The organism is Rhodanobacter sp. BL-MT-08 (genome assembly GCF_054161255.1).
Genome location: NZ_CP167872.1, coordinates 2550114 through 2574995 on the forward strand (window position 1 = coordinate 2550114; position 24882 = coordinate 2574995).

The 24882-nt window shown below is 62.3% G+C and carries 33 protein-coding genes and 3 tRNA genes; 23 read left to right on the plus strand and 13 right to left on the minus strand.

Annotation, left to right across the window (positions count from 1 at the left end):
• Window positions 1-12 precede the first annotated feature (12 nt).
• Complete coding sequence (locus ACDK93_RS11225; protein ID WP_458068666.1) at window positions 13-201, minus strand: ribbon-helix-helix protein, CopG family; 189 nt, start codon at window positions 199-201, stop codon at window positions 13-15.
• 98 nt (window positions 202-299) lie between these two features.
• Here ACDK93_RS11225 and ACDK93_RS11230 point away from each other — a divergent pair, with 98 nt between their 5' ends.
• Entirely contained in the window at window positions 300-530 is a 231-nt protein-coding gene (locus ACDK93_RS11230; protein WP_458068667.1) for a hypothetical protein, read from the plus strand.
• 101 nt (window positions 531-631) lie between these two features.
• On the opposite strand, the gene ACDK93_RS11235 is transcribed toward ACDK93_RS11230, so the two are convergent.
• Complete coding sequence (locus tag ACDK93_RS11235) at window positions 632-865, minus strand: Cro/CI family transcriptional regulator (protein WP_458068669.1); 234 nt, start codon at window positions 863-865, stop codon at window positions 632-634.
• A gap of 78 nt (window positions 866-943) precedes the next feature.
• Between ACDK93_RS11235 and ACDK93_RS11240 the strand changes: the two genes are divergently transcribed.
• The 21 genes from ACDK93_RS11240 (at window position 944) to ACDK93_RS11340 (ending at window position 14073) form a co-directional block, all read left to right on the plus strand.
• Window positions 944-1381, plus strand: coding sequence for a helix-turn-helix domain-containing protein (locus tag ACDK93_RS11240; RefSeq protein WP_458068670.1), 438 nt, complete (start codon window positions 944-946; stop codon window positions 1379-1381).
• Window positions 1382-1708: 327 nt separating this feature from the next.
• Complete coding sequence (locus ACDK93_RS11245) at window positions 1709-2218, plus strand: hypothetical protein (RefSeq protein ID WP_458068671.1); 510 nt, start codon at window positions 1709-1711, stop codon at window positions 2216-2218.
• A gap of 85 nt (window positions 2219-2303) precedes the next feature.
• Entirely contained in the window at window positions 2304-2576 is a 273-nt protein-coding gene (locus ACDK93_RS11250; protein WP_458068672.1) for a hypothetical protein, read from the plus strand.
• Window positions 2573-2833, plus strand: a complete 261-nt coding sequence (locus tag ACDK93_RS11255) for a hypothetical protein (RefSeq protein WP_458068674.1) — start codon at window positions 2573-2575, stop codon at window positions 2831-2833. Before ACDK93_RS11250 ends, ACDK93_RS11255 begins: the two co-directional genes overlap by 4 nt.
• Complete coding sequence (locus ACDK93_RS11260; protein WP_458068675.1) at window positions 2830-3105, plus strand: hypothetical protein; 276 nt, start codon at window positions 2830-2832, stop codon at window positions 3103-3105. Before ACDK93_RS11255 ends, ACDK93_RS11260 begins: the two co-directional genes overlap by 4 nt.
• Entirely contained in the window at window positions 3102-3302 is a 201-nt protein-coding gene (locus ACDK93_RS11265; RefSeq protein WP_458068677.1) for a hypothetical protein, read from the plus strand. Before ACDK93_RS11260 ends, ACDK93_RS11265 begins: the two co-directional genes overlap by 4 nt.
• Window positions 3299-3667: a DUF6378 domain-containing protein gene (locus ACDK93_RS11270; protein WP_458068678.1), complete on the plus strand. Its 369-nt coding sequence runs from the start codon at window positions 3299-3301 to the stop codon at window positions 3665-3667. Before ACDK93_RS11265 ends, ACDK93_RS11270 begins: the two co-directional genes overlap by 4 nt.
• A gap of 318 nt (window positions 3668-3985) precedes the next feature.
• Entirely contained in the window at window positions 3986-4339 is a 354-nt protein-coding gene (locus ACDK93_RS11275; RefSeq protein ID WP_458068679.1) for a hypothetical protein, read from the plus strand.
• A gap of 203 nt (window positions 4340-4542) precedes the next feature.
• Entirely contained in the window at window positions 4543-5385 is an 843-nt protein-coding gene (locus ACDK93_RS11280; protein WP_458068680.1) for a DUF2303 family protein, read from the plus strand.
• Between the two features lie 9 nt (window positions 5386-5394).
• Window positions 5395-5637: a hypothetical protein gene (locus ACDK93_RS11285; RefSeq protein ID WP_458068681.1), complete on the plus strand. Its 243-nt coding sequence runs from the start codon at window positions 5395-5397 to the stop codon at window positions 5635-5637.
• Window positions 5634-6188 carry an Lcl C-terminal domain-containing protein gene (locus ACDK93_RS11290; protein WP_458068682.1) on the plus strand — a complete coding sequence of 185 codons (555 nt, stop codon included), beginning with the start codon at window positions 5634-5636 and terminating at the stop codon, window positions 6186-6188. The genes ACDK93_RS11285 and ACDK93_RS11290 overlap by 4 nt, the downstream gene beginning before the upstream one ends.
• Window positions 6189-6281: 93 nt before the next feature.
• On the plus strand, window positions 6282-6650 hold the full coding sequence (locus ACDK93_RS11295; protein WP_458068683.1) for a four helix bundle protein: 369 nt from the start codon (window positions 6282-6284) through the stop codon (window positions 6648-6650).
• The gene (locus ACDK93_RS11300; protein WP_458068684.1) at window positions 6647-7996 is read left to right on the plus strand and encodes a reverse transcriptase domain-containing protein; all 1350 of its coding nucleotides are present in this window, start codon (window positions 6647-6649) and stop codon (window positions 7994-7996) included. Before ACDK93_RS11295 ends, ACDK93_RS11300 begins: the two co-directional genes overlap by 4 nt.
• Window positions 7993-9042, plus strand: coding sequence for a hypothetical protein (locus ACDK93_RS11305; RefSeq protein ID WP_458068686.1), 1050 nt, complete (start codon window positions 7993-7995; stop codon window positions 9040-9042). The genes ACDK93_RS11300 and ACDK93_RS11305 overlap by 4 nt, the downstream gene beginning before the upstream one ends.
• Window positions 9035-9568, plus strand: a complete 534-nt coding sequence (locus ACDK93_RS11310; protein WP_458068688.1) for a hypothetical protein — start codon at window positions 9035-9037, stop codon at window positions 9566-9568. Before ACDK93_RS11305 ends, ACDK93_RS11310 begins: the two co-directional genes overlap by 8 nt.
• Window positions 9561-9836 carry a hypothetical protein gene (locus tag ACDK93_RS11315; protein ID WP_458068690.1) on the plus strand — a complete coding sequence of 92 codons (276 nt, stop codon included), beginning with the start codon at window positions 9561-9563 and terminating at the stop codon, window positions 9834-9836. The genes ACDK93_RS11310 and ACDK93_RS11315 overlap by 8 nt, the downstream gene beginning before the upstream one ends.
• Complete coding sequence (locus ACDK93_RS11320; protein ID WP_458068691.1) at window positions 9829-10083, plus strand: hypothetical protein; 255 nt, start codon at window positions 9829-9831, stop codon at window positions 10081-10083. Before ACDK93_RS11315 ends, ACDK93_RS11320 begins: the two co-directional genes overlap by 8 nt.
• On the plus strand, window positions 10076-12175 hold the full coding sequence (locus ACDK93_RS11325; RefSeq protein ID WP_458068693.1) for a DNA cytosine methyltransferase: 2100 nt from the start codon (window positions 10076-10078) through the stop codon (window positions 12173-12175). The genes ACDK93_RS11320 and ACDK93_RS11325 overlap by 8 nt, the downstream gene beginning before the upstream one ends.
• Complete coding sequence (locus ACDK93_RS11330; protein ID WP_458068694.1) at window positions 12172-12984, plus strand: hypothetical protein; 813 nt, start codon at window positions 12172-12174, stop codon at window positions 12982-12984. Before ACDK93_RS11325 ends, ACDK93_RS11330 begins: the two co-directional genes overlap by 4 nt.
• Window positions 12981-13715, plus strand: coding sequence for a hypothetical protein (locus ACDK93_RS11335; protein ID WP_458068696.1), 735 nt, complete (start codon window positions 12981-12983; stop codon window positions 13713-13715). The genes ACDK93_RS11330 and ACDK93_RS11335 overlap by 4 nt, the downstream gene beginning before the upstream one ends.
• Complete coding sequence (locus tag ACDK93_RS11340; protein WP_458068697.1) at window positions 13708-14073, plus strand: hypothetical protein; 366 nt, start codon at window positions 13708-13710, stop codon at window positions 14071-14073. Before ACDK93_RS11335 ends, ACDK93_RS11340 begins: the two co-directional genes overlap by 8 nt.
• Here ACDK93_RS11340 and ACDK93_RS11345 read toward each other — a convergent pair.
• The 7 genes from ACDK93_RS11345 to ACDK93_RS11375 all read right to left on the minus strand — a co-directional run bounded on the left by ACDK93_RS11345 (window position 14021) and on the right by ACDK93_RS11375 (window position 18941).
• The gene (locus ACDK93_RS11345; protein ID WP_458068699.1) at window positions 14021-15142 is read right to left on the minus strand and encodes a site-specific integrase; all 1122 of its coding nucleotides are present in this window, start codon (window positions 15140-15142) and stop codon (window positions 14021-14023) included. The genes ACDK93_RS11340 and ACDK93_RS11345 overlap by 53 nt on opposite strands.
• A gap of 147 nt (window positions 15143-15289) precedes the next feature.
• Window positions 15290-15363, minus strand: a tRNA-Cys gene (locus ACDK93_RS11350).
• A 93-nt stretch (window positions 15364-15456) separates the two neighbouring features.
• Window positions 15457-15532 (minus strand) — tRNA-Gly (locus tag ACDK93_RS11355).
• A 148-nt stretch (window positions 15533-15680) separates the two neighbouring features.
• A tRNA-Gly gene (locus ACDK93_RS11360) sits at window positions 15681-15756 on the minus strand.
• A gap of 111 nt (window positions 15757-15867) precedes the next feature.
• Entirely contained in the window at window positions 15868-16488 is a 621-nt protein-coding gene (pgsA, locus tag ACDK93_RS11365) for a CDP-diacylglycerol--glycerol-3-phosphate 3-phosphatidyltransferase (protein WP_458068700.1), read from the minus strand.
• A gap of 96 nt (window positions 16489-16584) precedes the next feature.
• Window positions 16585-18429 (minus strand): excinuclease ABC subunit UvrC, encoded by a 1845-nt coding sequence (gene uvrC / locus ACDK93_RS11370; RefSeq protein ID WP_458068701.1) that lies wholly within the window; start codon window positions 18427-18429, stop codon window positions 16585-16587.
• A gap of 8 nt (window positions 18430-18437) precedes the next feature.
• Window positions 18438-18941 carry a low molecular weight protein-tyrosine-phosphatase gene (locus ACDK93_RS11375; RefSeq protein ID WP_458068703.1) on the minus strand — a complete coding sequence of 168 codons (504 nt, stop codon included), beginning with the start codon at window positions 18939-18941 and terminating at the stop codon, window positions 18438-18440.
• 157 nt (window positions 18942-19098) lie between these two features.
• Between ACDK93_RS11375 and fabV the strand changes: the two genes are divergently transcribed.
• Window positions 19099-20301, plus strand: coding sequence for an enoyl-ACP reductase FabV (gene fabV, locus ACDK93_RS11380; protein WP_458068705.1), 1203 nt, complete (start codon window positions 19099-19101; stop codon window positions 20299-20301).
• Window positions 20302-20365: 64 nt separating this feature from the next.
• Here the strand turns inward: fabV and kdsB are convergent, their stop codons facing one another.
• The 4 genes from kdsB to serC form a co-directional block, all read right to left on the minus strand.
• Window positions 20366-21142, minus strand: coding sequence for a 3-deoxy-manno-octulosonate cytidylyltransferase (kdsB, locus tag ACDK93_RS11385; RefSeq protein WP_458068706.1), 777 nt, complete (start codon window positions 21140-21142; stop codon window positions 20366-20368).
• Window positions 21143-21205: 63 nt separating this feature from the next.
• Window positions 21206-22513 (minus strand): 3-phosphoshikimate 1-carboxyvinyltransferase, encoded by a 1308-nt coding sequence (gene aroA, locus ACDK93_RS11390; RefSeq protein ID WP_458068708.1) that lies wholly within the window; start codon window positions 22511-22513, stop codon window positions 21206-21208.
• A gap of 59 nt (window positions 22514-22572) precedes the next feature.
• On the minus strand, window positions 22573-23661 hold the full coding sequence (pheA, locus tag ACDK93_RS11395; RefSeq protein ID WP_458068709.1) for a prephenate dehydratase: 1089 nt from the start codon (window positions 23659-23661) through the stop codon (window positions 22573-22575).
• 75 nt (window positions 23662-23736) lie between these two features.
• Complete coding sequence (gene serC, locus ACDK93_RS11400; protein ID WP_458068711.1) at window positions 23737-24822, minus strand: 3-phosphoserine/phosphohydroxythreonine transaminase; 1086 nt, start codon at window positions 24820-24822, stop codon at window positions 23737-23739.
• Window positions 24823-24882 lie beyond the last annotated feature (60 nt).

Consider the following 24882-nt stretch of genomic DNA (forward strand, 5'->3'; position numbering starts at 1 on the left):
CTAAAAGCGCCTTCATGCCGCCTTCGGTTGCTCGGTAACCTGTGCCTCGAATCGCGCCACGCTGGCCATCACCAGTTCGCGAATAAACGCGGCCCGTTGCCGGCGGTTGTAGCGGGCCAGCGCGTCAACCACCGCCAGCTCTTCGTCATTCAAGCGGACCTTGATCTCGCGGTCGCGGATGTGGCTCGGATCGTCATACATGGAATTACTGACCTCGGGGAAAGGCATGAATCGAAAAATAAGCGCGGCACTGCCGGTAAGCTGGCGCGCACCAACCAATCAACCTATGAGAGAGCCGCATGGAAAACACGCTGGAAGAACGAATCACCCTGCTCGAAGTGATGCATCGGGAAGTATTTCTTGCCCTCATCGACACCATCGAGGACTTGGCCGAAATTGCCGAAACCGACGTGCGCGCGCAGTTCAAAACGTACCTCCAACAAACTGCTGCCGCACCGACGCCCGTGCCTGGGCTCGCAAAAGCTCTCGCCGATCTAGCAACGCAAGTATCTGCCGCTGCTCTTCGGTAAGAGTCCGCAAAAAAGCATCATCAGCGGCCTTCATCGCGGCGCGTATCGCCCGGTGTTGCTCGCTTCTTGACGGCGCGCTCGGCTCGGTTTTGCTTTCCATATCAGCCAGCCTCCTGCAGTTCGGTCGCAGGCGCTTCGCCGAATACGTCGGGGCGAAGGTCGTAGCGGGTGACCTTTCCGCCTGTAGCTGCCTCAATAGCGCCACAGCGCTCGGCAGGCACCTGCTTTCGCTTGCGCCAGTCGGAAATCGATGGCGATTTGATGCCAAGCACCGAGGCAAGCGCCTCCTGACTGCCCAGCAGGTCGCAAGCTTTATCAAGAAAGGGAATCGTCATAGTGAACGCATTATTAGGCCTGTCCTAATATTGTGTCAACAGGGCGAGCCTAATCTCTTTTGGGGGAAAATTTAGGCCATGCCTAGACACCCACCAGCACACGATCCGGCCGAATTTTCGGCGCGACTCAAAGAGGCCCTGACAGACGTCGGCCAGAACTCTGGACGCGGTGCAGGCGTAAAGCTTGCAGATCGTTTCAAAGTATCTCCAGTAACTGCTAGCGCCTGGCTGAAGGGCGAGCACATGCCATCACCGAACGTGGTCGAAGAAATGGCGACAGAGTATGGCGTTCGCTACGAGTGGCTCTATTTCGGTAAAGGCTCCAAGCGCGCAGCCACGGTGAACGTCATGGAAGACAGAACTAGCTATGGCGTGGATGCAGGCTTGCAACTCACTGCCGCCGAGTATGCGCTCATCGCTAAATTTCGGGCTGCTGACGAATCGCTGCGTCAAATCGTGGAACTTGCACTGGAGCCAAAACAGCATCAGCCAAGCAAAAGGAAACTGGGACATTGATCGTTGACAAACGTTGAATCGCAGAATGCTGCGGGCCATGATGCCCGGTACTTACCGTGGAGTAGTGGCGCCTTATGGATAACGCAGATGATCCCGCTGGCTTACCCGAAAGCGGTGAGCCCATAAAAAAAAATGATTTGTCCCATGACCCGCACACCCTTACACCACGCGAAATAACGCTGATCGGCAAATGGCGTAAAGCTAACTCCAGACAGCAAAAGCATGTGATGCACCTGCTTGAATCAGGACCACCACAACGTTAAACCCTTACCGATGAGGCAAAGAATGGATATCTGCCGCTCCACACTCCGTGCAACTTGCTTACTCATGGCTGCCGCCACGCTAGCCGCCTGCAGCACTACCAGTGGACACCGCCCCACCGTCAATCAAAGCGGTTTCGATGGATCCAAAGTAGTGGATATCGACCCGCATGGTGGCATGTGTCCAAAAATCACGCAGACCTGTATCGGCTTGGGCGCCCAATGGTCGTCAGCTCACGCTGAAACGGCCATTCTGCGCGTCGAGCTGATCGGGGAATATCTCAATATCCAAAGTGTCGAGCTCAACATCGACGGCGTCACCACTCAAGTAGAACCTACCAACACCACGACCGATTTCAACAACGAAACTGGCGTGTTGCGCACGTCCGATCGATCATTCGTGGCATCGCTCGCCACTATCCGATCCATGGCCGCCGCTAAGCGCGTGTGGGTGCGCGCTATGACTGACAAGGGTTACGTCGAAAACGGCATTGTGGATGCCTCCGGCGATAGCAAAGCCTACAACGCACTGAAAAGATTCATGGCCGAGGTCGACGTTACGCGCGTAACAAGGTGAAAAATAATTAGGCTGTACCTATTGACTTAAAATTAGGTAGTTCCTAATATCAACCTCCAGCCGCACCACGCGGCATGGAGGCATCATGATCGAGCGCGTTATCCATCACCCGGCAGGCAGGTTCACCCGCTGCCGCAACTGCGGTAGCGAACCGCGCCACATCCATGTGCTCGGCCGCAGCAGCCGCGAGCCCGTGGTCTTCATGGCTACTGGCCCACGCCACCGCATTGAGTGCCGCTGCGGCACCCGTACCACACCGCATACCACCGTCACCGGCGCCGAGTTGGAATGGGGTACCGACTACGCCCAGCTGGCGCTGCCGCTGCGCGTGCCGCGCCGCCGGAGTGTTGCAGCATGAGCGCCATCATGGATAGCCAGCTCACCCAGCTGTGCCGCCAGTGGGATGCCATGGCCATCGACCAGCTTCGCGCGGAAGTGGCCCGGCTATGCGCCGAAAACGAGGCATTGCAGGAGCGCGCCGAACGCGCCGAGCGTGATGCCGACTGGTACGCGCAGGACGCGCAGGAAATGCACCTGCAGCTGTGCGAAGCCACCGGTGGGCTGCCAGGCATCACCATTGACGGCGCTCTCGTCATCACGCAGGCGACACCATGAGCGCCCACCCCCAAGCCGTCCGCCGCCCCGATAACGTAGTGCGCATCGGCCGCGCACGCGCCGCCGAGCGCAACTGGCCGCAACAGGCCGAGCGCCGCCTCGCCTACGTCAAACCACCTAAACCCACGCGCGGCGATCGCTTTGCGGCCGTAGCCTGGAATCTGCACGACGGCATGCCGCTGCTTTGGGTGTTGCTATTCGCGCTGTTCCTCATGGCCAGCGCGGGTATCAGCGTGCTGCTGTTTGCGTTTGTTCTTGGGTGGCAGCCATGAGCATCCATCCCAACAGCCTGCCCGCTGCCGCGGTGGTCAAGCTCGCCGAAAGCTGCGAGCGCTGGCTCAATCGCGCGCATGAGCGCCCGCGCAATTCCCTCGAACGTGAAACCGCACAGCGCATCGCTGCCGACCGGTCGCGCCAGGCCTTTGACCTGGTGGCGGCTTTGTCTTCGCCTAAGGAAACCATCCAATGACCCATCAACCCGCCGACGCGGTCAGCATCCTTGTCGATGCATCCGACACCATCACCGAGCGCGGCAAGCAGCGCGACCAGCCCACCGGTGAACGCAGCATGGGCCGCTGCGTGCAGGCGTTCAACGCCATCTACGGCACCACGCTCACCGAGCAGCAGGGCTGGCAGTTCATGGCGCTGCTGAAAATCGCGCGCTCCAGCAGCGGCGCGTTTCGCCTCGATGACTTTGTCGATCAGGCCGGCTACGCGGCGCTGGCCGGCGAGTGCGCCGCGCGCGTGGATGACAGTGCCGAAGCGCATCACGCGCGGCTGCAACAACTGCTGCGCGGTCGCCGCGTACAACCCGGCCACGCGGTTGATCTGTGATGCCTCGGCTTACCCAAACTTTTCAGCGCGGGCCGTCGCTTACGGCCGGGATCAGCCGGCCAGTGCCCGCGCACTTCATGCGCAAAACCCCGGCAGCAGGGAACAACGGTCGTGTGCGTTGCACCCGAGCGATCCATCCGTTCGTCCTAGCCGTTTAAGCCCCTGCCCGCCGCTGCGTCGGTAGCCACACACGCAGCACTGATCAGGGCCTTGCACGCGCCCCCCCCCCTGCGCGCCACGCCGTTCCCCTACAGTTTTGCAGGGCCCTGTTCAGTCCCCTACCCACGCGGCCATGCCGCACATACCGGAGCAACGACCGTGCAGCAGAAAACAGACGTCGCCACCCTCATCAACGACCTCGACGCCGGCATATTCGCCCAGCGTCTCAGCGCTGCCCTGTGCGACACCGCGCTGGGCGTCGTCACCACCGGCAAGAAAGGCAAGGTCAACATCACCATCGACCTCGCCCGCATCGGCGACAGCAGCCAGGTCACCGCCGTGCACCAGATCAAGTACGCCCGTCCCACCACGAAGGGCCGCGTCATTGAGGAAGCCACCACCAGCACCCCGCTGCACGTCGGCATCGGCGGCGCGCTCAGCCTGTTCCCCGAAAGCCAGACCGATCTTTTTCTGGAACGCCAGCGCGCGGAAGCCGAGCGTTCGGACGGCTAGACCGTTTTTGCATTGAGTCGCGGCGCGCGTGGGCGGTCTTAAAAACCGGCGCGTATGACTTGCCAGGCAGATTCCGTAAGGGCCTGGACTGAAGGCGGCACCAGTAATCGAAGGCGTTGGTATACGTCGAGCAGCCGCTTCACACCTGACAGCCGGGAAAGACCGGCACTGAATTCAACCCGTTGCCCACCGAGATCAAAACCATGGATAAATCCGCCATCGACGCCATTGGTCAGCTTGCTGTTGAAGCGGCCAAAGCAAACCAACTCGATACCGATACTCCCGTCATCGTGCTGAAGGACGATGACGATACGCAGAAAGTGGTGAGCTTAGAACCGTTCCAGCATGGCCGTTCACGCTACCGCGGCAGCTATCGCACGCTTCATCTGAAGCCATTCGCTAACTACGTCAACGCCGTGAAGGAAAACAACTCGCCAGCGGCGCAGGCACAGGGTTTCATCGACACCACATTGATGAGCGCCAAGGTCTTTTTCAACCTGGGCGATGCAGAAACACCAGGGCATGGCGACTACACAGCCACGCTCGATCTCAAGCCCACCGCAGCGTATGCGGCACTCACCCACGTCACCAACAAAAACACCATTCTCAACCAGCGCCAGCTGCACGATTTCGTTGAAGACTGGCGCGATCACATTACCTTTCTTATCGACGGCCAGCCGAGTGAGGCGCCACTGGCTAATGCCCTCGCCGCTATCCGCGATATCAGCATCACCACAGCGCGTGAAGTGAACAACGTCGAGCGCGACATGGGCAACACCCGCAGCGCCATGGAAAGCGTCGACGCCAGCAGCAAACTCAAGCTGCCCAGCGGTTTTACTTTCCGCGCGCACCCCTATGAAGGGCTGCCGTTGCGCACCTTCACCCTGCGCCTGGGCGTCAACACCGGCGGCGACAAAATCGCCCTGGTGCTGCGCATCCAGCAGGCCGAACAAGTCGTGGAAGACATCGCCAACGACTTCCACGATGAACTGACCAAGCTGCTCGGCACCAGCAGTACCCTTAACCTCGGCGCGTTCACCCCGTAAGCCGACGCCATGAACTCACCTAATCAATTGGAAAACCGGGCAACGCTCGCCGTGCGATCGGGTGCCTGTGCTTTAACGGCGAAGGCGCACATCAGGCGCGCCATCGCCCTATCCAGCGAAGGCCGTGTCGGCATCGCTCCTATCGATGACTTGAATACCGCGATGCTCGCCATCGACCGCGCCATCAAGCATCTCGACCAATCCCGCCAGCGCCTGTTGCGCAAGGCAAAACGCAACGGAGACGCACTATGAAATCGACGCATTCGCCTGTGATCAACATCAAGCACGTGACCATCAACCTGCAGCCCAGCGAAGCCACGTCGCCGCTGAACACGCTGCTCGCCGCTTCTCTGGCGAAGTCGTTCGCGAGCGGCGGTTTCGCACGCACGGCCGCATCGAACGATTCATCCACAACGGCTGACCGTTTTCTTCGGGCTTACGACGAACCTGTCGTGGTCGATAACAAAACTCGTTTGATGTGGGGTTCTGCAGAGTCAGAAAAGCGCATGACGTTCGAGGAAGCGGAGGCGTATGTCGCGAGCCTGAAACTCGGCGGCTTTGACGATTGGCGCTTACCCGACCTCGAAGAACTCGAATCCATCCGCGACCTGACGCGCCACGATCCCTGTATCGACACGGCGTTCTTCCAGAGCAACAGCTCGTGGGTCTGGTCGCGCACGCCCTGCGCGTGGTCTTCCGACTACGCGTGGTTAGTCGTTTTCGGCGACGGCGCCGTGTACGACGGCCACCGGAGCGGCGCCGCCTTCGTGCGGCCGGTGCGGTCCGTTTCCGCCGGTCAGTGATTGGCCCTTTGGGCTTTTGAGAGCGTGATGACACTAGCTACCCCACCCATCGTAAAGCTGGCTTTTGGTTTGCTCCGTGACATTGAGCTGGCCGTGTCGAAATTTCCTCGGTGCCACCGCTACGGCGTCGGTGAGGATCTTCGGCGCGCCGCGCGCGAAGTGCTGCGCGTGGCCAACCGGGCGTGGCGTGACAAGCCACAGCAGGCGCGGTGGGTGGGGCAGCTGGTGTGGGATACCGATGAACTGAAGTTCACCCTGCAGCTTGCCAAGCAGGTGCACGCGTTCCACAGCTTTGCCCAGTTCGAGGCGCTTGCGCGTTGTGCGGAAGACCTCGGCATGCAGGCGGGCGGCTGGAAAAAGCAGCGGCATCCGAACGGCCAGAATTCGCCGGCACAACCGCCGGCGGAGCGTGCCGAGACACTGAGTACCCGCGCCGCCTCGATCGCTGAGGCCAAGTCATGACGACGCTTTACTACCCACATGGATGTCTGGCCGGATCGCAAGTGCGCGGGGATGCGTGGTCTTCCGACTACGCGTGGATAGTCAATTTCAACAACGGCAACGTGAACAACAACCACCGGAACAACACCGCCTTCGTGCGGCCGGTGCGGTCCGTTTCCGCCGGTGAGTGTCAGGATGCAGTGAGTCTGAAAACGCTGTACGGCGCCTGGAAGTGCGCGCGCCAAAACAAAAAGCCCAGCAGCAACCAGCTGGCGTTCGATATCCGCTGGGCCGATGGTCTGCTGCAACTGCAGCGCGAGATCAACACCTGCACCTGGTCACCGCGCCCCGCGACGTGCTTCATCGCCCAGCGCCCGAAGGCGCGCCAGATCCATGCACCTGATTTCGCCGACCGCGTCGTGCACCACTGGCTGGTGCGGCAGCTCGAAGCGCTCTATGAGCCAGGCTTCATCCACGACAGCTACGCGAACCGCAAGGGCAAAGGCACGCACAAGGCCGTCGAGCGTCTACAGCAGTTCGCGCGCTCCGTGCACAGCGGCCAGGGCGGCGGATGGTATCTGCAGCTCGACATCCACAACTTCTTCAACAGCATTCACCGCGGCGTGCTGTATGGCGCGCTCAAGCCGCGCCTTGAGCGCGCTGGCGCGCCGGAGATCGTCACCCGCGCCGTGCATGCGCTGCTGCGCCACCCGGTTAGCAAGCAGGGCGTCGTACACCGCTCGACTGCAGCAGAGCGCGCGCAGGTGCCGCTGCATAAGCGGCTGGAAAACGCCGCACCGGGCTGCGGGCTGCCGATCGGCAACCTGAGTAGCCAGTTCTTCGCGAACGTCTACCTTGACGCGCTGGATCAGTTCGTCAAGCACACGCTCAAGGTCGACCGCTATCTGCGCTACGTCGATGACTTCGTGCTGGTGCACCGCGATCGCGCGCAACTGGAACGCTGGCAGGCGCAGATCGAGCAGTTCCTTGCCGACAAGCTGAAACTGAAGCTCAAGGCCGATATCCGGCTGCGGCCGCTGAGCGCCGGCTGTGACTTCCTCGGCTACGTGGTCTACCCGACGCACACCCGCGTGCGTGCGCGCGTGCTACGGCACGCACAGCAGGCCATCACCGCGTGGAAACGGCAACACATACGCGGTGACAAAGCCCACGCCACGCCGCAGCAGTTCCGCGCAATTTCCTCTATCTGGGCCAGTTATCGCGGTCATTTCGGCAAAGCCGACAGCTACCGCCTGTGCCGCCGCTTTCATCTCCGGCAGCCGTGGCTTGCCTCACTCACCGACACGCGCCGTACGTTTGATTACCGGCTCGAAGGCAAGCACATCACCTTGAGGATTCCAACGTGAACCACGAAAAGACGATCCGCCTCACACCGCCCGACCAGGTGCTGTGCATCTTCCACGGCAACTGCGCTGACGGCTTTGGCGCCGCATGGGTGGTGCACCGGTTCTTTGGTGATGGCGCAACCTTCCATGCCGGCCACTACGGCCAGCCGCCGCCGGACTGCACCGGCAAAGTGGTGTTCATCGTGGACTTCAGCTACCCGCGCGACGTGCTCATCGCCATGGCCAAGCAGGCGCAATGCATCGTCGTGCTCGACCACCACAAGACCGCCGCTGAAAATCTACACGGCGAGCTTGCTGACAACATCGCCGTCGTGTTCGACATGGAGCATAGCGGCGCCGCACTCACGTGGAGCTACTTTTACCCCGAGCAACACGCACCGCGGTTGCTCAAGCACATCGAAGATCGCGACCTCTGGCGCTTCGCCCTGCCACACACGCGCGAGATTCAGGCCGCGCTTTTCAGCTACCCCTACGACTTCGCCGTGTGGAACACGCTGATGCTGGAGTCTTACGATTCCACCGAGCGACTGCAGCACGACGGCATCGCCATCGAGCGTAAACATCACAAAGATATCGGCGAGCTGCTCGCCGTCACGCGCCGCACCATGACCATCGGCGGCATCGACGTGCCTACCGCCAACCTGCCCTACACCATGAGCAGCGAAGCCTGTCACATCATGGCCACCGACGCGCCCTTCGCCGCCTGCTACTGGGATACGCCCGACGGCCGCGTCTTCAGCCTGCGTAGCCGCGAGGACGGCGCCGACGTCTCCGCTATCGCCAAGCAATACGGCGGCGGCGGCCACCAGCACGCGTCGGGCTTTCGCGTGCCGTACGGGCATGAGCTTGCCCAGGATCGATCAAGCGTCGAACGGTTTGAATGGCGTGTAGTGGCTAATGCGGGACGTCTTTCGACCCAGGCACAGCAGCGATGGGCTCATGTGATGGATGCAACTGCATTGGGTAGTCAGTCATCGATTGAGCTATGTCATCGGCATGGCTTTGACCCTGATGAAGTGATCGGCGGGGTTGGCTCCGATGAATAGTATCGCCGCCACCATCGTCGCCCATGCCCTACGCCGCGCGCCCGACTTCATCGTCGGTGGCCCAGCCGATCCATACCTGCTGCGTTGGTACATCACGCCATGGAGTGGCCTGTATCGCGACATCCCCAACGACCAAAAAACGCTCTGGCAGAAATTCGTGTCGCGCCTGCCCGCCATCTACGTGCACGAATTCCGCCGCAGCGATGAAGACCGCGCGCTGCATGATCACCCATGGATCAATTGCAGCATCTTGGTCGGCGGCAGCTACGTCGAGCACACCATCGGCGCAGGCGGCATCAACGTGCGCACCCAGCGTGCAGCAGGTGACGTCGTGTGGCGCCTCCCAAGCGCCGCCCATCGCGTCGAGATAGCCCCCGGCACCGTCTGCCGCACCCTGTTCCTCACCGGCCCACGCGTGCGGGAGTGGGGCTTCCACTGCACGCGCGGCTGGGTGCCATGGCAGCGCTTCGTCGCGACCAATGATCGGGGTGCCGTGGGCGCGGGATGCGGTGAAGATCATGGCTAATGCCGAGCAAGCCATCACCGTCACCGCGCGACTCTACGAGCTGCGCAAAACAACTCGCAGCTTGCTCGGCGATCGTTACGACAGCGAGATCGCCGAATTCAGCGAAGCGCTGCAGACGATCGTAGCCAAACGCCACGTCACGCTGTTGGACGCTGCCATGTCCATGGGCAAAGCCGCACAGGAAATCGGCGCGGACATTGCCTTCATGAAGGTGATGTCCGCGTATGTCGAGATCACCGAAGCCGCAACGGAGCATGCTCATGGCTGACCTCGAAACCGTCATGCTATTTCTCAGAAAGTTCGGCAACCCCAGGCTTATGAGCCAGACAAAGGGCTGGATGTGCGCTATAGATATGCACGTCAACGCCACGGGCGCGACGTTCGAAATCCGCTCCGAATTCGGCCACGACACGCCAAAAATAGCCGCCAATGAGTGCCTGGATCGCGTGCAGGCAGTACTCGACGGCTTATCGACGACCATCGGCACGTCGAGCAAGGCCATTTCCCATGGCTGATGGCACCCGCCAGCACGGCTTCAACTTCCCTCGCAAAGCGCTGGTGTCCGCACTGCGCCCGGGCGAAATCGTCATCGACCTCTTCGCCGGCGGCGGCGGTGCCAGCGAGGCGCTCAAGCAAGCGCTAGGCCGTGATCCGGACTTGGCGTACAACCATGACAAACTCGCCGTGGGCATGCATGCGGCCAACCACCCGTTCACCATCCACAAGCGCGAGGATATCTGGGTCGCCGACCCATGCCGCGAAGTCGGCCTGCGCCCGGTGGGATGGTTTCATGCCTCGCCGGATTGCACCCATTTCAGCCAGGCCAAAGGCGGACAGCCGCGGTCACGCGCCACGCGCTCGCTCAGCTGGGTAGTGCTCAAGTGGGCGGGCAAGCTCAAGCGAACCGGCAATGCGCCCCGCATCATCAGCCTGGAGAACGTCGAGCAGATCCTCAAATGGGGTCCGCTCATCGCCAAGCGCTGCAAGGTTACTGGCCGCGTGCTGAAACTCGACGGCACCGTTGCCGCTGCTGGTGAACGCGTGCCGGTATGGAATCAGCAGCTGGTGCCGGACAAGCGCTACGCAGGCCGCACGTGGCTGCAGTTCGTCGCCGCGCTGCGCGCGCTCGGCTACGCCGTGGAATGGCGCAAGCTTGTGGCCAGCGACTACGGCGCCGGCACCAGCCGAAAGCGCCTTTTCATGGTCGCCCGCAACGACGTGGCCACCATCCCATGGCCCGCGCCCACGCACGGCAAAGTACCCGGCTTGCTGCCGCTGGTCACCGCAGCGGATTGCATCGACTGGTCCGTGCCGTGCCCTTCGATCTTCACCCGCAAAAAAGAGCTGGCGCCGGCCACCATGCGCCGTATTGCCAAGGGCTTGAAGCGCTACGTGATCGATGCAAACGAGCCGTTTATCGTGCCGCTAACCCATCACGGCGAGCGCCGGCAACATCCCGCCAGCGAACCGCTGCCGACCATCACCGGCGCCAATCGCGGCGAGCTGGCCGCCGTGTCGCCTACGTTGGTGCCCTTCGTCACCGAGCACGCCAACGGATCAGCACAGCGCAACTTCGCGGCCGATGAGCCGATGCGCACCCAGTGCGCCACCGTCAAGGGCGGACACTTCGCCGTTGTCGCGCCTACGTTGGTGCAGGCTGCGCATGGCGAAGGTAAGCACGACGGCATACAGCGGTGGGGAAGTGGTTGCAACACGGTGGAATCAACACTCGGAACGATCACGGCAAGTGGCGGCCATGCCGTTGCTGCGGCCACGTTGGTGCAGACCGGCTACGGCGAGCGCGAAGGCCAAGCACCACGATCGCTTGATATCGAAAAGCCGATTGGGACCGTAGTTGGCGGCGGCGTGAAACACGCCATTGCAGCTGCCCACCTGGTGAAGTTTCGCGGCGATAGCCAAGGATCATCCGCCGCCGCTCCCATGCCGACAATCACCAGTGGCGCGGGCGCCTCGCGTCCTGCTGGCGCAGCGCACGCCATGGGAGTCATGACGGCTTTCCTCGAGCAAGCCAACGGCGGCTACTACAACGGCGCCGGCAACGACCTGCGCGACCCGGCGCCGACCATCTGTGGCACAGGCAGCCAGCAGCGTCTGGTCACCGCGCATATGGCCAAGCTGCGTGGCACAAGCAGCGCCGCCGACGCTGCCGAGCCGCTGCACACCGTAAGCGCTGGCGGCGAGCACCATGCTGTGGTCGAGTGCACACTCAGCGAACAGTACGAAGCCGGCGCGCTGCGCGTCGCCGCGTTCCTCATCAAGTATTACGGCACCGCGCACGGCGTCGACCTCACCGAGCCGCTCGACGCCATCACCACACGCGATCGCCTCGCGCTGGTCACCGTCGTCATCCAGGGCACGCCCTACGTCATCGTGGATATCGGCCTGCGCATGCTGCGCCGCGAGGAGCTGTTCCGCGCGCAGGGCTTCCCACCTGACTACATCATCGACCGCACCGCCGACGGCAAGCCCCTCAGCATCAGCGCCAGCGTCCGCATGGTCGGCAACAGCGTCAGCCCGCCACCGCTTTTCGCCATCGCACGGGCAAATCTCGACTATGCAGAAACCAGCGAAAGGATTGCCGCATGAATAACGAAAATGAGCATGCGGCGTTTGAGAAGTGGTACGTCGAGAACGCGTTCGACTACGAGGCTAATCCTATCGGCAGTCGTGAATGCGGCTTACAACGCAAAGCATGGCAGGCAGCACGCGCCCAGCTCATCGCTGAGCAGGAGAAGGTGGAGCCTCTGGCTTGGTTGGAGACTGAGCCGAGTGCAACGATTAAATCGCTGCAGAACGAACACGGATTGCTTAGGCATTCGATGCAGTTCCATGTCGGAAAAGCCAAGCCAGTCAATCGACCGCCTGAAAACAAGCTATTCCCGCTTTACACAATGCAACCCATCCCAGCCGCGCAGGACGATCAAGGGAATTCGGTAGCGGCATTGGCGCGACCGATCGAATCTGCGCCTCGTGATGGCCGCATGCTGCAGCTGCTTGTTCAATTCGATGAGCATGCTACGGATGACACACTTGGTCCGGCATGGACTATCGGAAGCAACAGCTTCGACGAGAACGGCGAAGACAACTGGCAGTTCGCCGGATGGTGCTGGGATCACGACCATTTTACGGAAGGCAAAGGCACGCCTGTTGGCTGGGCGCCGATGATCGACGACAGATCCGCCCCATCCACCGACCGGTTAGCTGCGCAGGGTGGGGATGAGTTGGCGCGCGATGCGGCTCGGTATCGCTGGTTTGCATCCAACGCGAGCCTAGTGATCAAAGGTCGCGGCTCTTATTTGGAGCTACCAGTTCCCTATACTCATGACGGCATGTCTGTTGGCGAATACATCGACGCAGCCCTTCGCGCCACGCCAGCCGATGGAGAGTCGGCATGAAAGAACGACCGATCCTTTTCAGTGCACCCATGGTGAGAGCATTGCTCGAAGGCCGCAAGACGGTGACGCGGCGGATCTTCGCGCCGGAACGGATGACCTGGACGCCGAACGGTAGATACCAAACGCACGCGCTGCGCAATGGCGAAGTTGTTCAAACTGGATCGGGACCCTTTAAGCCTGAGTGCTGGTTGAACTATTGCCCCCACGGCCAGCCAGGCGATCGGCTATGGGTGCGCGAAGCGTGGCGAAGCGCTGCTGGCTTGGACGATCTCAGCGGCAAGCAGATCGCAGAGCGGTGCAAAGAGGCTGGATATCGCCTTCCATGGGCGCCGATACAGTACGAAGCTTCCGGATTTAGAAATGAACACTGGAGCGGATTCGGCGATCCGCACGGCAGTGCCATGGTGGGTCGCTATCGGCATGCCCGCTTCATGCCGCGCTGGGCCAGCCGCATCACATTGGAGGTGACAAACGTTCGCGTTGAGCGACTTTGCGAAGGCGAAGGTGATACCTCGTTCGAAAGTCGCTATCTCGCCGAAGGCATAAATAGTATTCACCACGGCGACGGTGACTATTACTACAGCGCGATCCGTGACGAACCTCACCCCAAGAATTGGAGCTACCCTGATAACGCATTTCGCGAACTCTGGGAATCAATAAACGGCATTGGCAGCTGGAACACCGATCCGTGGGTCTGGGCCATCGAATTCCGGAGGCTGGCCAGTGCTTGACGATCGTAGTCCCGACAACGACGCCACGCTCGACCTCAAGCAGGGCGCTGAATTCCTGCATCTGGGTGTGGAGGCGATGCGCGAGCTGGTGCAGAACGGTGAGGTGGCCGCGCTGGTGCTCAATCAAAAGCACACCGTCATGCTGCGCTCCGACCTCATCGGCTATATTCGCGAGAAAGGCCGCAAGCAGGCCGAGGAACGCCGCAACAAGCGCAAGGCCAAGCCGGAGCACCGCGAGCCTGCAGCGCCGCGCCAGGCGGCGCGCAGGGGCCGCGTTCTGCCCAACCTCGATACCTACGAGGCCGCTACCAAAGATGCTCAGCCAGATCAGAGCCGCGCAGGTTCGCATAGCGCTTGAGCATCGCCAGGCTGGTGTGGCCAGTAATCTTGCTGATCTGGATATCCGACAGCTTGGTGCGTTCAAACAGGCGCGATGTCGCCTCATGCCGCAGATCGTGAAAATGCAGGCCGGCACACTGCGCCGTTTCAAAAATTCGCGAAAACTGCCGCGAGAGTAGTGACGTCGTTTTCCTCAGGCTTTCGCGCGACAGGTCGCCATCCCACCACGGGAACAGCTGCGCATCCGGCGGCAGCCCTTTGATCGCCGGCCTCAGCTTTTTCAGCAGCACCGACGTGATCGGCACCTGCCGTTTGGATCCATTCTTCGTGCGGTCAAGAAAGATCGTTTTCTTTTCCAGGTCGATCTGGCCAACGCTCAGCGTGTACATCTCTCGCATGCGCATCGCCGACTCCAGCGCTATATCAAACAGCAGCACCAGCTTGTCGCCGTGCCGCAGCTCGAGCGCGCGCTGCCTGTCATCGCGCTTGCTGCCGGCGAGCGCCTCGCGGATGCGCGCTTCCTCATCGCCCTCCAGGCGGCGATCGCGTTCGTTGTCCGTCTTGGTCTTGCCCTCGATCACTTTCACCGCAACACCGTCGTCGCGTGTATACGTGGCATACCCTTTCGGTAACAACCTCAGCGGGTTGAACGGCAGCTCACCATGCGCTGCCAGCCAATCCAGCGCACGGGCCAGTGCACCCACGTGGTGGCGAATAGTCGACGGCGCCAGGTTCTGTTCGCGTTTCATCGCCGACACCCACGCCGTGGCCCACGTAAACGTCATCTCGGGAAAGCCCAACCCGCGCGGCAGGCGCATCTGCACCACCTTCAACAGATCCGCATCCTCATCGGACACGTGCTGCTCCGACAGATAGCGCCGGATACCTTCGCGTAGCGTTTTCTGCACCTCGCGCTTTTCGACAAACTCGTCGGGAACTACACCGCGATCGAGCAGCGCCTCAATGCGCCGAACATATTCATCACCCTCGGCCTCATCATCAAAGCTCAGATAGAGAGGCCTTGGCAGCAGATCAGCACGCCGAATCCGGTAATGCCATTTGCCGTTGCGCCTGCGCTTTGTCGCCATGCCTCAAACTCACGTCAGCGGAAATCACTCAAGCTTACGCCAGTTCAACACCCCAATACCGGTGGCCGAACGCGATATTTCGCCCCTATATCGCGTTATTACAGAAACGAAAAAGGCGCCCGAAGGCGCCTAAGTCGTTGATCGCAATGGAGGCCTAGGTCGGAATCGAACCGGCGTACGCGGCTTTGCAGGCCGCTGCATGACCACTCTGCCACCAGGCCGTTGCGTCTTGCTTTGCGAGTATCAGCCTATGCCGATGATCGCAGGTTGCCTCTAAAAAACAAAACCCCGGTGGACCGAGGTTTCGCTGAAACTGGAGCGGGAAACGAGACTCGAACTCGCGACCCCGACCTTGGCAAGGTCGTGCTCTACCAACTGAGCTATTCCCGCAACTGAGCGACGAATCATAGCAGAATCATGCCGGCTGTGAATACCTGCAGCGCCGATGAGCCTGCTGATTTTTCGCTCTCAACCTCGCAAGCCATGAGGCTTACTAAAACGGCAAAGCCCCGAACGAGTCGGGGCTTTGCTTGAAAACTGGAGCGGGAAACGAGACTCGAACTCGCGACCCCGACCTTGGCAAGGTCGTGCTCTACCAACTGAGCTATTCCCGCACTGCAGCCGCGCATTCTAATACGTGAACCCGGATCGTCAACCCCTTATCGTCAACCCCTGGCGTCAGACTTGATGCCACCTGCACTGTTTCAACGGCCGACTGCTGAAGATCAGGCTTCCGTATCTGTCTTGCTGGAAACCACCGGGGCGGGCACATCGCCGCGCAGCATCGGCCACGCCGCGCGCAGGTAGTAAACGCCGGACCAGATGGTGAGAATGCCGGCAATCACCAGCAGGCCTTCGCCGATGTGATACAGCCGCAGCGCCGTGGCCTCTTTCTCGTGCTGCACGATCAGCACCACCAGCGCCACCATCTGCATGATGGTCTTGAGCTTGCCGACCAGCGCCACCTTGACCGTAGCGCCCATGCCGATTTCAGCCATCCATTCGCGCAGCGCCGAGATGCTGATCTCGCGCCCCACAATCACGGCGGACGTCAGCGCCAGCAGAATGCTCGACCAGCCGCTGGTGGGATCGGACTCCACCAGCAAAAACAAGGTCACCGCCACCATCAGCTTGTCGGCGACCGGATCGAGAAACGCGCCGAAGGCCGAGGTGAGGTTCATGCGGCGCGCCAGATAACCATCCAGCCAGTCGGTGATCGCCGCCAGCACAAAGACGATAGCCGCCGTGATGTTGTGGCCTGGAAACGGCAGATAAAACACCGCGACCATCACCGGCAGCAGCGCCACGCGGAAAAGGGTCAGCCAGGTTGGCAGGTTGATACGCATGAAAGGTCCAGTGGTTGGCCGCAGTGTCGCATGGCAGGAAGTCAGCGAATGAACAAAAACGTCAGACGGCCGAATGAAAGTAAAAATCCGCGCGGGTCAGGGATGCAGGCTGGCGTAAATGCGCTCGGCCAGTCCGCGATCAATGCCCTTGACCGACATCAGCTCCTCGACGCCGGCCGCTTCAACGCCGGACAGGCCGCCAAACGCCTTCAGCAACGCCGAACGCCGCCGCGCGCCGATGCCCAACACGTCTTCCAGCACGCTCCGTTCGCGCGCCTTTTCGCGCCGCTTGCGATGGCCGCTGATGGCGAAGCGATGCGCCTCGTCACGTACGGCCGCGACCAGATGCAGCGCCGGCGACGACGACCCCGGGTGCAGCTCGCGCCCGAGACTTCCCGCGGCCTTGCGCGCCAGCACCAGGGTCTCCTCACCGGCACGTCGACCCGGGCCTTTGGCGACGCCGACCACCTCGATGCCGCTCACGCCCAGCTCGCTCAACACGTCCATCGCCTGGGCCACCTGTCCGTTGCCGCCGTCGATCAGCAGCACGTCGGGCTTGGCGCCCTCACCTTCGGCGACCTTGCGAAAACGCCGGGTCAGCGCCTGATGCATGGCGGCGTAGTCGTCGCCGGGCGTGATGCCGGCGATATTGAAGCGACGGTAATGCGACTTCTCCGGGCCTTCGGGCCCAAACACCACGCAGGAAGCCACCGTCGCCTCGCCCATGGTGTGGCTGATGTCGAAGCACTCGATGCGTCGCGGCGAAAAATCCAGCTCGAGCACTTTCTTCAGATCCTCGAAGCGCGTGCCCAGGGTCTGCCGGCTGGCCAGGCGCGCAGTCAGTGACGCCCGCGCGTTGCGCTGCGCCATCTGCAGGAACTGGGCGCGGTCGCCGCGCACGCTCGACTTCAGTTCCACCGCGTGGCCGGTCTGCTGCGCCAGCAGCTCGGCGAGAATGTCCTGATCGGCAATCGACTCGCTGAGAATCAGCTCGCGCGGCACCGGCCGATCGAGGTAGTACTGCGCAATGAACTGTGCCAGCACGTCCGCCGAATCGGCGTCTTCCAGCGGCAGGCGCGGAAAGAAATCGCGCGTGCCCAGGCTGACGCCGTTGCGGAAAAACAGCACGCTGACACAGGCAATGCCCGATTCGATGCTGCAGGCGATCACGTCCATATCCGCGTTCGCGCCCTGCACGTGGTACTGCGCCTGCAGCTGGCGCAGAGCGGAGACCTGATCGCGCAGGATGGCGGCGCGTTCGAACTGCAGCTCGCGGCTCGACCGCTCCATCGCCTCACCGAGCTCGTCGAGGACGGCCTTGCTACGGCCTTCGAGAAACATCTGCGCGTGGCGCACGTCGCTGGCGTAATCATCCACGCCGATCAGCTGCACGCACGGCGCCGTGCAGCGACCGATCTGGTGCTGCAGGCAGGGCCGCGAGCGATTGCGGAAATAGCTGTCCTCGCACTGGCGAACCTTGAACAGCTTCTGCATCAGGCTCAGGCTTTCGCGCACCGCGTAGGTGCTTGGGTACGGGCCAAAAAATTTGCCCTTGAGGTTCTTCGCGCCGCGATGAAACGCCAGCCGCGGATAATCCTCGCCGGTCGACAGATAGATGTACGGATAGCTTTTGTCGTCGCGCAGCAGGATGTTGTAGCGCGGCTTGAGCGACTTGATCAGCTGCGATTCCAGCAGCAGCGCCTCGCCCTCGGTCCGCGTCACCGTAATCTCGACGCGCGCGATCTGCGACACCATCGCGGCGATGCGCGGCTCCATCCGCGGTTTCAGAAAATAGCTGCCGACGCGCTTCTTGAGGTTGCTGGCCTTGCCGACGTAGAGCAGCTCGTCAGCGGCGTCGAAATAGCGGTAGACCCCCGACGACGAGGTCAGCGTCTGGACAAAGACTTTGCCGTCGAACGGCTGCACTTGATTGGCCTGCATGCCGAACTCTACGCAGTGCCGCGCGCTGGCGCAGTCAGCGGCTCGCCGCGCCGAAGGCGTTCGATCAATCCATCGACGCCCTGTTCTGCCAGCTTCAACACGTGGCGAAACGCATCGAGATCCTCGTAGTAGGGATCGGGGACGATCGGCGGCGCGTAGTCATCGAGACCGCCCGCGTCGAGAAACAGCACGGCGCGATCCCTGTACTGGCGCGGGCTGCTCGCTCGCAGCGCGGCGAGGTTGTCGTCATCCATCGCCAGCACCGCATCAAAACGGCCGAAATCATCCACGGTCAGCTGCCGAACACAGTGATCGGTCAGGCTGTAGCCGCCCTCCTCGGCGACGCGTATCGAACGCGCATCCGCACCCTGCCCCACGTGCCAGCCGCCGGTGCCGCACGAGTCCACATCCACCGACAGACCCGCGTCCGCAAACCGCTGGCGGGCAACGGCTTCCACCAGTGGCGATCGGCAGATATTGCCCAGACAGACAAAAAGTATCGATGAGGTCATGGCGTGGAGGTATTCGGATCAGTGTGATTTTAGATGGGGCCATGCGCCGCGCGGGCAAGGACCGCCGGCCGAGATGCCTCGGCATGGCGCAATGCGGCACATCGCCGGCACCGGGCAGGCTAAAATGGGGATCGCCCCACGTCAAAGGAAACAGCGAGTGATCATTCATCCCAAGGTTCGAGGCTTTATCTGCATTACCGCGCATCCCGTGGGCTGCGAGAAGAATGTGCAGGAGCAGATCCAGATCACCGAAGCGCTCGGCAAGCCGTCGACCGGCCCCAAGCGCGTGCTGGTGATCGGTGCCTCGACCGGCTACGGGCTGGCCAGCCGCATCACGGCTGCGTTCGGCTACGGCGCCGCGACCCTGGGCGTGTTTTTCGAAAAGCCTGGCACCGAAAAATGCGGTACGGCCGGCTGGTACAACGCCGGGGCTTTCGACAAGCTGGCCAAGCAGGCCGGTCTGTTCAGCAAGTCGATCAACGGCGACGCGTTTTCCAACGAAGCGCGCCAGCACGCCATCGACATCATCCGCAACGAGATGGGTGGTCAGATCGATCTGGTGGTGTATTCGCTCGCCTCGCCCGTGCGCAAGCTGCCAGGCAGCGGCGAACTGAAGCGCTCGGCGCTGAAGACCATTGGCGAGGTGTATACCGCCACGACGGTCGACACCAACAAGAACACCGTGGTCGAAGTGTCGGTGGAGCCGGCCACGGAGCAGGAAGTGGAAGACACCGTCGCCGTGATGGGCGGCGAGGACTGGGCGCTGTGGATTGACGCGCTGAGCGAAGCCGGCGTGCTGGCGGACCACGCGAAAACCGTTGCCTACAGCTACATCGGCACCGAAATCACCTGGCCGATCTACTGGCACGGCGCGCTGGGCCGGGCCAAGCAGCATCTCGACCGCACCGCCAGCGAACTGCGCGAACGCTTCAAATCGAAAGGCCTCGACGCCAACGTCGCCATGATGAAATCCGTTGTGACGCAGGCCAGTGCCGCGATTCCGGTGCTGCCGCTGTACATCGCGCTGGTGTTCAAGATCATGAAAGAGATGGGCCTGCACGAAGGCACCATCGAACAGGCCAACCGCCTTTTCCGCGACAACCTGTATCGCGCCGACGGCAAGGCACCAGTGACCGACGACGAGCACCGCCTGCGGCTGGACGACTGGGAGCTGCGTGACAACGTGCAGGCCCGCTGCAAGGAGCTGTGGCCGCAGGTCACCACCGAGAACCTGTTCGAGATCAGCGACTACGCCGGCTACAAGCACGATTTCCTGAAGCTGTTCGGCTTCGAGCGCGCGGATGTCGATTACGAAGTGGACGTGCCGACGGTACTGACGTTCGATTGCGACGAGCTCTGAGTGATCCGCTGCGCCGTCGACCCAAGTGTTCGACGGCGCACATCTCGATCGGCGGATAGACCGATCAAGCCTGCGCCTTTAGCCACTGCTCGGCACGCTGCAAATCCTCAAGCGTGTCGATGCCGGGCGGAAACGGTTCGGGAGTCATGCGCACCGCGATGGCGTAGCCGTGTTCCAGCACGCGCAGCTGTTCCAGCGACTCGGCCTGCTCAAGCACGGTGCGCGACAGCGTGGTGTATTGCTTGAGAAACCCCGCACGATACGCATAGATGCCAATATGCCGCAGAAAAGGCAGCTCTGGCGGCAGCACGCTGCGCTCCACCGCAAACGCGTCGCGCGCCCACGGCAGCGGCGCACGGCTGAAGTACAGCGCGCGACCGCTCGCCGCACGCACCAGCTTCACCACGTTCGGGTCGAACAGCTCATGCGCGTCACTGATCGGCGTAGCGAGCGTCGCCATTGGCGCGTCGTCCTCAGCCAGCGCCTGCGCCACCTCACGAATGCCCGCTGCCGGCGCAAACGGTTCGTCGCCCTGCAGATTTACCACGATGGCATCGTCGGCCCAGCCGTAATAGGCGGCGCATTCGGCGAGCCGGTCGCTGCCCGAGGCGTGATCCGCACGCGTCATGCAGATATCGACACCGTGTCCAGACAGCGCGTCGGCAATGCGGGCATCGTCCACCGCCACGACAACCTGAGTCGCTCCCGCCTGCAGCGCGCGCTGCGCCACCCGCACGACCATCGGCACACCGGCAATGTCACGCAGCGGCTTGCCCGGAAGGCGGGTGGAGGCGTAGCGGGCCGGTATGGCGACAATGAAGGCAAGCGCGGCGTCAGTCATGGGAGTCTCCCGACGAGGTCGCATCGCGTCGCCAACCGGATCGTGTGAGGCGCATCGCGTAGCCTACCCGACCGACCGCAGCGCGAAGCCGCAGCCGTTCGCCAGCTCCAGAAAACTGGGAAAGGACGTAGCGACATGGCTGCAATCGTGGATGCGCACCGGCGCCTCGGCGACCAGGCCGGCGACGGCAAAGCTCATCGCGATGCGATGGTCGAGATGAGTCTCCACGGAACCACCGCCTAGCGTGCCCCCGCGGATGATCGCGCCGTCCGGCGTCTCCTCGATGGAAGCACCGAGCGCGCGCAGGCCGTTCGCCATCGACGCAATGCGATCGGACTCCTTCACCCGCAACTCGGCCGCGCCGCGGATTGTGGTGGTTCCCGACGCCACCGCCGCCGCAATGAACAGCACCGGGAATTCGTCGATCATGTCGGGCACCAGCGATTCGGGCAGCTCGATGCCGTGCAGCGGCGCGTATCGGACCACCAGATCGCCCACCGGCTCGCCGCCGCTCTCGCGCGGCGACTCAATCGCGATGTTCGCGCCCATCAGGCGCAGCGCGTGCAGCAGGCCGGTACGGCGAGGGTTCAAGCCCACCGCCGGCAGCCGCAGCTGCGAACCCGGCACGATGCTGGCGGCGACCAGGAAGAACGCCGCCGAGGAAAAGTCGGCAGGCACCTCGACATCCGTCGCGTGCAGCGCGTGGCCGCCTTCGAGGCTGGCGTGACCCGGCGAAAAGTCGATCGGCCAACCAAATGCAGCCAGCATCCGCTCGGTGTAGTCACGGGTCGGATGCGGCTCGATAATCTCAGTGACGCCTTCGCTGTAAAGACCGCCGAGCAACAGCGCCGACTTCACCTGCGCACTGGCCACAGGCAGCTCGTAATGGATGCCGCGCATATGCTGACCGCCATGCACGATCAGCGGCGGCATGCCATCGTGCGTGTCGATCAGCGCGCCCATCTGCGTCAGCGGATCGGTGACGCGGCGCATCGGCCGCTTCGACAAGGAGGAATCGCCGACCAGCTCGCTGTCGAACGCCTGCCCGGCCAGTAATCCCGTCAGCAGGCGCATGCCGGTGCCGGCATTGCCGCAATCAAGCGGCTCCGAAGATCCGCGCAGACCGCGCAGACCCACGCCATACACCACCCGCTCACCCGTCGACGGCGTCTCGATACGCGCACCCAGCTGACACAGCACGGCCGCGGTGGCGCGGGTATCTTCGCCCTCGAGAAAGCCGCGGATATGCGACTTGCCCTCGGCGATAGCGGACAGCATCAAGGCGCGATGCGAGACCGACTTGTCACCCGGCACGCGAAGATCGCCATGCAGCGCCTGACCCGGCTGACTGGTCCAGTCAAAAGCATTCAATCAACGTTCTCCAAAAAAGATTTCGACAACGATCATCCACACAGCGAGAGCGTGTCGTCTCAGGGCAACGCGACCGGATAGGAACCCAGCACCCGCACGGTAGCCGCTTTCTCGCTGATTTCGCCGACCGCCGCCTGCAGCCTTTCGTCATCGATATGCCCCGACACGTCGATGAAAAACGCGTACTGCCACTTGCCCGTGTGCGCCGGCCGCGACTCGATACGGTTGAGGCTGACGTCATTCTTGGCGAACGGACTGAGCACGGCGTAAAGCGCACCCGGCTGGTCGTTCACGGTAACCAGCAGCGAGGTGCGGTCGTTGCCCGATGGGGGAAACAGCGAGCGGCCGATGACCAGAAAGCGCGTGGTGTTGTCGGCGCGATCTTCGATACCGGTAGCCAGCGTCTTCAGCCCGTAGATCTTGCCGGCCGTTTCGCCGGCAATCGCCGCCGCGTCATCCGCGTGACGCGCCATGCGCGCCGCCTCGGCGTTGCTGCCGACCGCGATGCATGCCACGTTGGGCAGGTTGATGCGCAGCCAGGTCTTGCACTGCTGCAGCGACTGCGCGTGGGCGTAGACGCGCTTCACTTCCTCGATCCTGCCGGCCAGCGAGTGCAGGCACTGGTGGACGCGCAGCTCCACCTCGCCGCAGATGGTCGCCTCGGAGGTGAGGAACATGTCCAGCGTGACCTGGATCATGCCCTGACCGGAATTTTCCACCGGCACCACGCCAAAGTCGGCGTGGCCGGCCGCCACTTCCTGAAACACTTCCTCGATGCTGCCCAGCGGCAGGCCGTACGCGGCGTGGCCGAAATGCTTGCGCACGGCCTGTTCGCTGAAGGTGCCTTCGGGACCGAGAAAGCCGATCTTCAATGGATCTTCCTGCGCCAGGCAGGAGGACATGATCTCGCGAAACAGCCGCACCATTTCGGTATCGGACAGCGGGCCGTCGTTGCGGTCCACGACCATGCGCAGCACGTGCGCCTCGCGCTCGGGTCGGTAATAGTCGATGGCCGAAAGCCCCTCACCTTTCACCTTCGCCACTTCCTGGGCGCGCTTGGCGCGCTCGGAAATCAGCTGCTGGATCTGCCGGTCGATGCTGTCGATGCGCTCACGCATTTCCGACAGCGGGGTCTGTGAATCGCTCATCAATTTAGCCGCCTGGAAGTAAAGAAGTCCAAATTACATCAGGCATCTTGCCCGAAATACCCATCTCTTGACCACTCAGCCGTGTTGACTGGCGAAGTCACGCATAAAGGTCGTCAATGCCTGCACGGCTTCCAGCGGCACGGCGTTGTACAGCGATGCGCGCATGCCGCCCACGGCCTTGTGCCCTTTGAGTGCCAGCAGGCCAGCGTCTTCGGCCTGCTTGAGGAAGGCTGCATCCAACGCACTGTCGTGCAGGGTAAAAGGCACATTCATGCGCGAGCGCGCGGGCACGGCCACGGGATTGCGATAAAAGCCGCCGGAGGCGTCGATCGTGCCATAAAGCAGCTCGGCCTTGATGCGATTACGCTCGGCCATCACCGGCAGACCGCCCAGCGCGTTGAGCCACTGAAAGGTCAGCCCCGCCAGATACCAGCCCCAGGTATTGGGCGTATTGAGCATGGAATCGTTCGAAGCCTGCTCGGCGAAACGGAAGATTTTTGCCATCGGCCGGCCGGCGCGCTCCAGCAGATCGCGACGGATGATCATCAGCACCAGCCCGGACGGGCCGATATTCTTCTGCGCGCCGGCGTAGATCAGGCCGAAGCGGGATACGTCCAACGGCTCAGACAGAATGCTCGACGACATGTCGGCGATCAGCGGTATCGAGCTGACCTCGGGGACGTTGTGAAACTCGACACCGTGAATCGTTTCGTTTGGCGTGTAGTGCACGTAAGAGGCGCCGGGATCGAGCTGCCAAGTGTCGCGCGCAGGGATGCTGCGATAGTCGTCCGCCTTGGCGCTGGCGGCGACGTTTACATGGATATACGGCGCCGCCTCGCTTATCGCCTTGCAGCTCCAGTGGCCGGTATCGATGTAGTCCGCGCTGTTACCGGCCGCCGCGAGGTTCATCGGAATCTGGGCGAACAACTGGGTCGCCCCGCCCTGCAGAAACAGCACGGCGTAATCGTCGGAAATACCGACCAGCGTGCGCAGATCGGCCTCGGTCTGCGCGGCCATCTCCACAAAACGCTTGCCGCGATGGGACTGCTCCATGACCGAGGCGCCGCTGCCGTTCCACTCCAGCATCTCGCGCTGGGCGCGCTCGAGCACCTCTTGCGGCATGGCCGCGGGACCGGCGCTGAAATTCCAGATTCTGCTCACGTGCGCTGGCATCCATCAATGAACTGTCGATCCATTATGACGCGGCACAGAACGCGATAG

Excerpts from the sequence above, each read along its gene's own strand:
- ACDK93_RS11315 (WP_458068690.1), top strand. The coding sequence starts at position 9,561 with ATGGCTAATGCCGAGCAAGCCATCACCGTCACCGCGCGACTCTACGAG.
- pgsA (WP_458068700.1), bottom strand. The coding sequence starts at position 16,488 with ATGCGTATCAACCTGCCAACCTGGCTGACCCTTTTCCGCGTGGCGCTG.
- ACDK93_RS11235 (WP_458068669.1), bottom strand. The coding sequence starts at position 865 with ATGACGATTCCCTTTCTTGATAAAGCTTGCGACCTGCTGGGCAGTCAG.
- ACDK93_RS11250 (WP_458068672.1), top strand. The coding sequence starts at position 2,304 with ATGATCGAGCGCGTTATCCATCACCCGGCAGGCAGGTTCACCCGCTGC.
- ACDK93_RS11270 (WP_458068678.1), top strand. The coding sequence starts at position 3,299 with ATGACCCATCAACCCGCCGACGCGGTCAGCATCCTTGTCGATGCATCC.
- ACDK93_RS11320 (WP_458068691.1), top strand. The coding sequence starts at position 9,829 with ATGGCTGACCTCGAAACCGTCATGCTATTTCTCAGAAAGTTCGGCAAC.
- ACDK93_RS11300 (WP_458068684.1), top strand. The coding sequence starts at position 6,647 with ATGACGACGCTTTACTACCCACATGGATGTCTGGCCGGATCGCAAGTG.
- ACDK93_RS11260 (WP_458068675.1), top strand. The coding sequence starts at position 2,830 with ATGAGCGCCCACCCCCAAGCCGTCCGCCGCCCCGATAACGTAGTGCGC.
- ACDK93_RS11310 (WP_458068688.1), top strand. The coding sequence starts at position 9,035 with ATGAATAGTATCGCCGCCACCATCGTCGCCCATGCCCTACGCCGCGCG.
- ACDK93_RS11230 (WP_458068667.1), top strand. The coding sequence starts at position 300 with ATGGAAAACACGCTGGAAGAACGAATCACCCTGCTCGAAGTGATGCAT.
- kdsB (WP_458068706.1), bottom strand. The coding sequence starts at position 21,142 with ATGACTGACGCCGCGCTTGCCTTCATTGTCGCCATACCGGCCCGCTAC.
- ACDK93_RS11345 (WP_458068699.1), bottom strand. The coding sequence starts at position 15,142 with ATGGCGACAAAGCGCAGGCGCAACGGCAAATGGCATTACCGGATTCGG.
- ACDK93_RS11330 (WP_458068694.1), top strand. The coding sequence starts at position 12,172 with ATGAATAACGAAAATGAGCATGCGGCGTTTGAGAAGTGGTACGTCGAG.
- uvrC (WP_458068701.1), bottom strand. The coding sequence starts at position 18,429 with ATGCAGGCCAATCAAGTGCAGCCGTTCGACGGCAAAGTCTTTGTCCAG.
- ACDK93_RS11290 (WP_458068682.1), top strand. The coding sequence starts at position 5,634 with ATGAAATCGACGCATTCGCCTGTGATCAACATCAAGCACGTGACCATC.
- pheA (WP_458068709.1), bottom strand. The coding sequence starts at position 23,661 with ATGAGCGATTCACAGACCCCGCTGTCGGAAATGCGTGAGCGCATCGAC.
- ACDK93_RS11335 (WP_458068696.1), top strand. The coding sequence starts at position 12,981 with ATGAAAGAACGACCGATCCTTTTCAGTGCACCCATGGTGAGAGCATTG.
- ACDK93_RS11245 (WP_458068671.1), top strand. The coding sequence starts at position 1,709 with ATGGCTGCCGCCACGCTAGCCGCCTGCAGCACTACCAGTGGACACCGC.
- ACDK93_RS11375 (WP_458068703.1), bottom strand. The coding sequence starts at position 18,941 with ATGACCTCATCGATACTTTTTGTCTGTCTGGGCAATATCTGCCGATCG.
- ACDK93_RS11285 (WP_458068681.1), top strand. The coding sequence starts at position 5,395 with ATGAACTCACCTAATCAATTGGAAAACCGGGCAACGCTCGCCGTGCGA.
- ACDK93_RS11325 (WP_458068693.1), top strand. The coding sequence starts at position 10,076 with ATGGCTGATGGCACCCGCCAGCACGGCTTCAACTTCCCTCGCAAAGCG.
- ACDK93_RS11280 (WP_458068680.1), top strand. The coding sequence starts at position 4,543 with ATGGATAAATCCGCCATCGACGCCATTGGTCAGCTTGCTGTTGAAGCG.
- ACDK93_RS11265 (WP_458068677.1), top strand. The coding sequence starts at position 3,102 with ATGAGCATCCATCCCAACAGCCTGCCCGCTGCCGCGGTGGTCAAGCTC.
- ACDK93_RS11240 (WP_458068670.1), top strand. The coding sequence starts at position 944 with ATGCCTAGACACCCACCAGCACACGATCCGGCCGAATTTTCGGCGCGA.
- ACDK93_RS11225 (WP_458068666.1), bottom strand. The coding sequence starts at position 201 with ATGTATGACGATCCGAGCCACATCCGCGACCGCGAGATCAAGGTCCGC.
- ACDK93_RS11255 (WP_458068674.1), top strand. The coding sequence starts at position 2,573 with ATGAGCGCCATCATGGATAGCCAGCTCACCCAGCTGTGCCGCCAGTGG.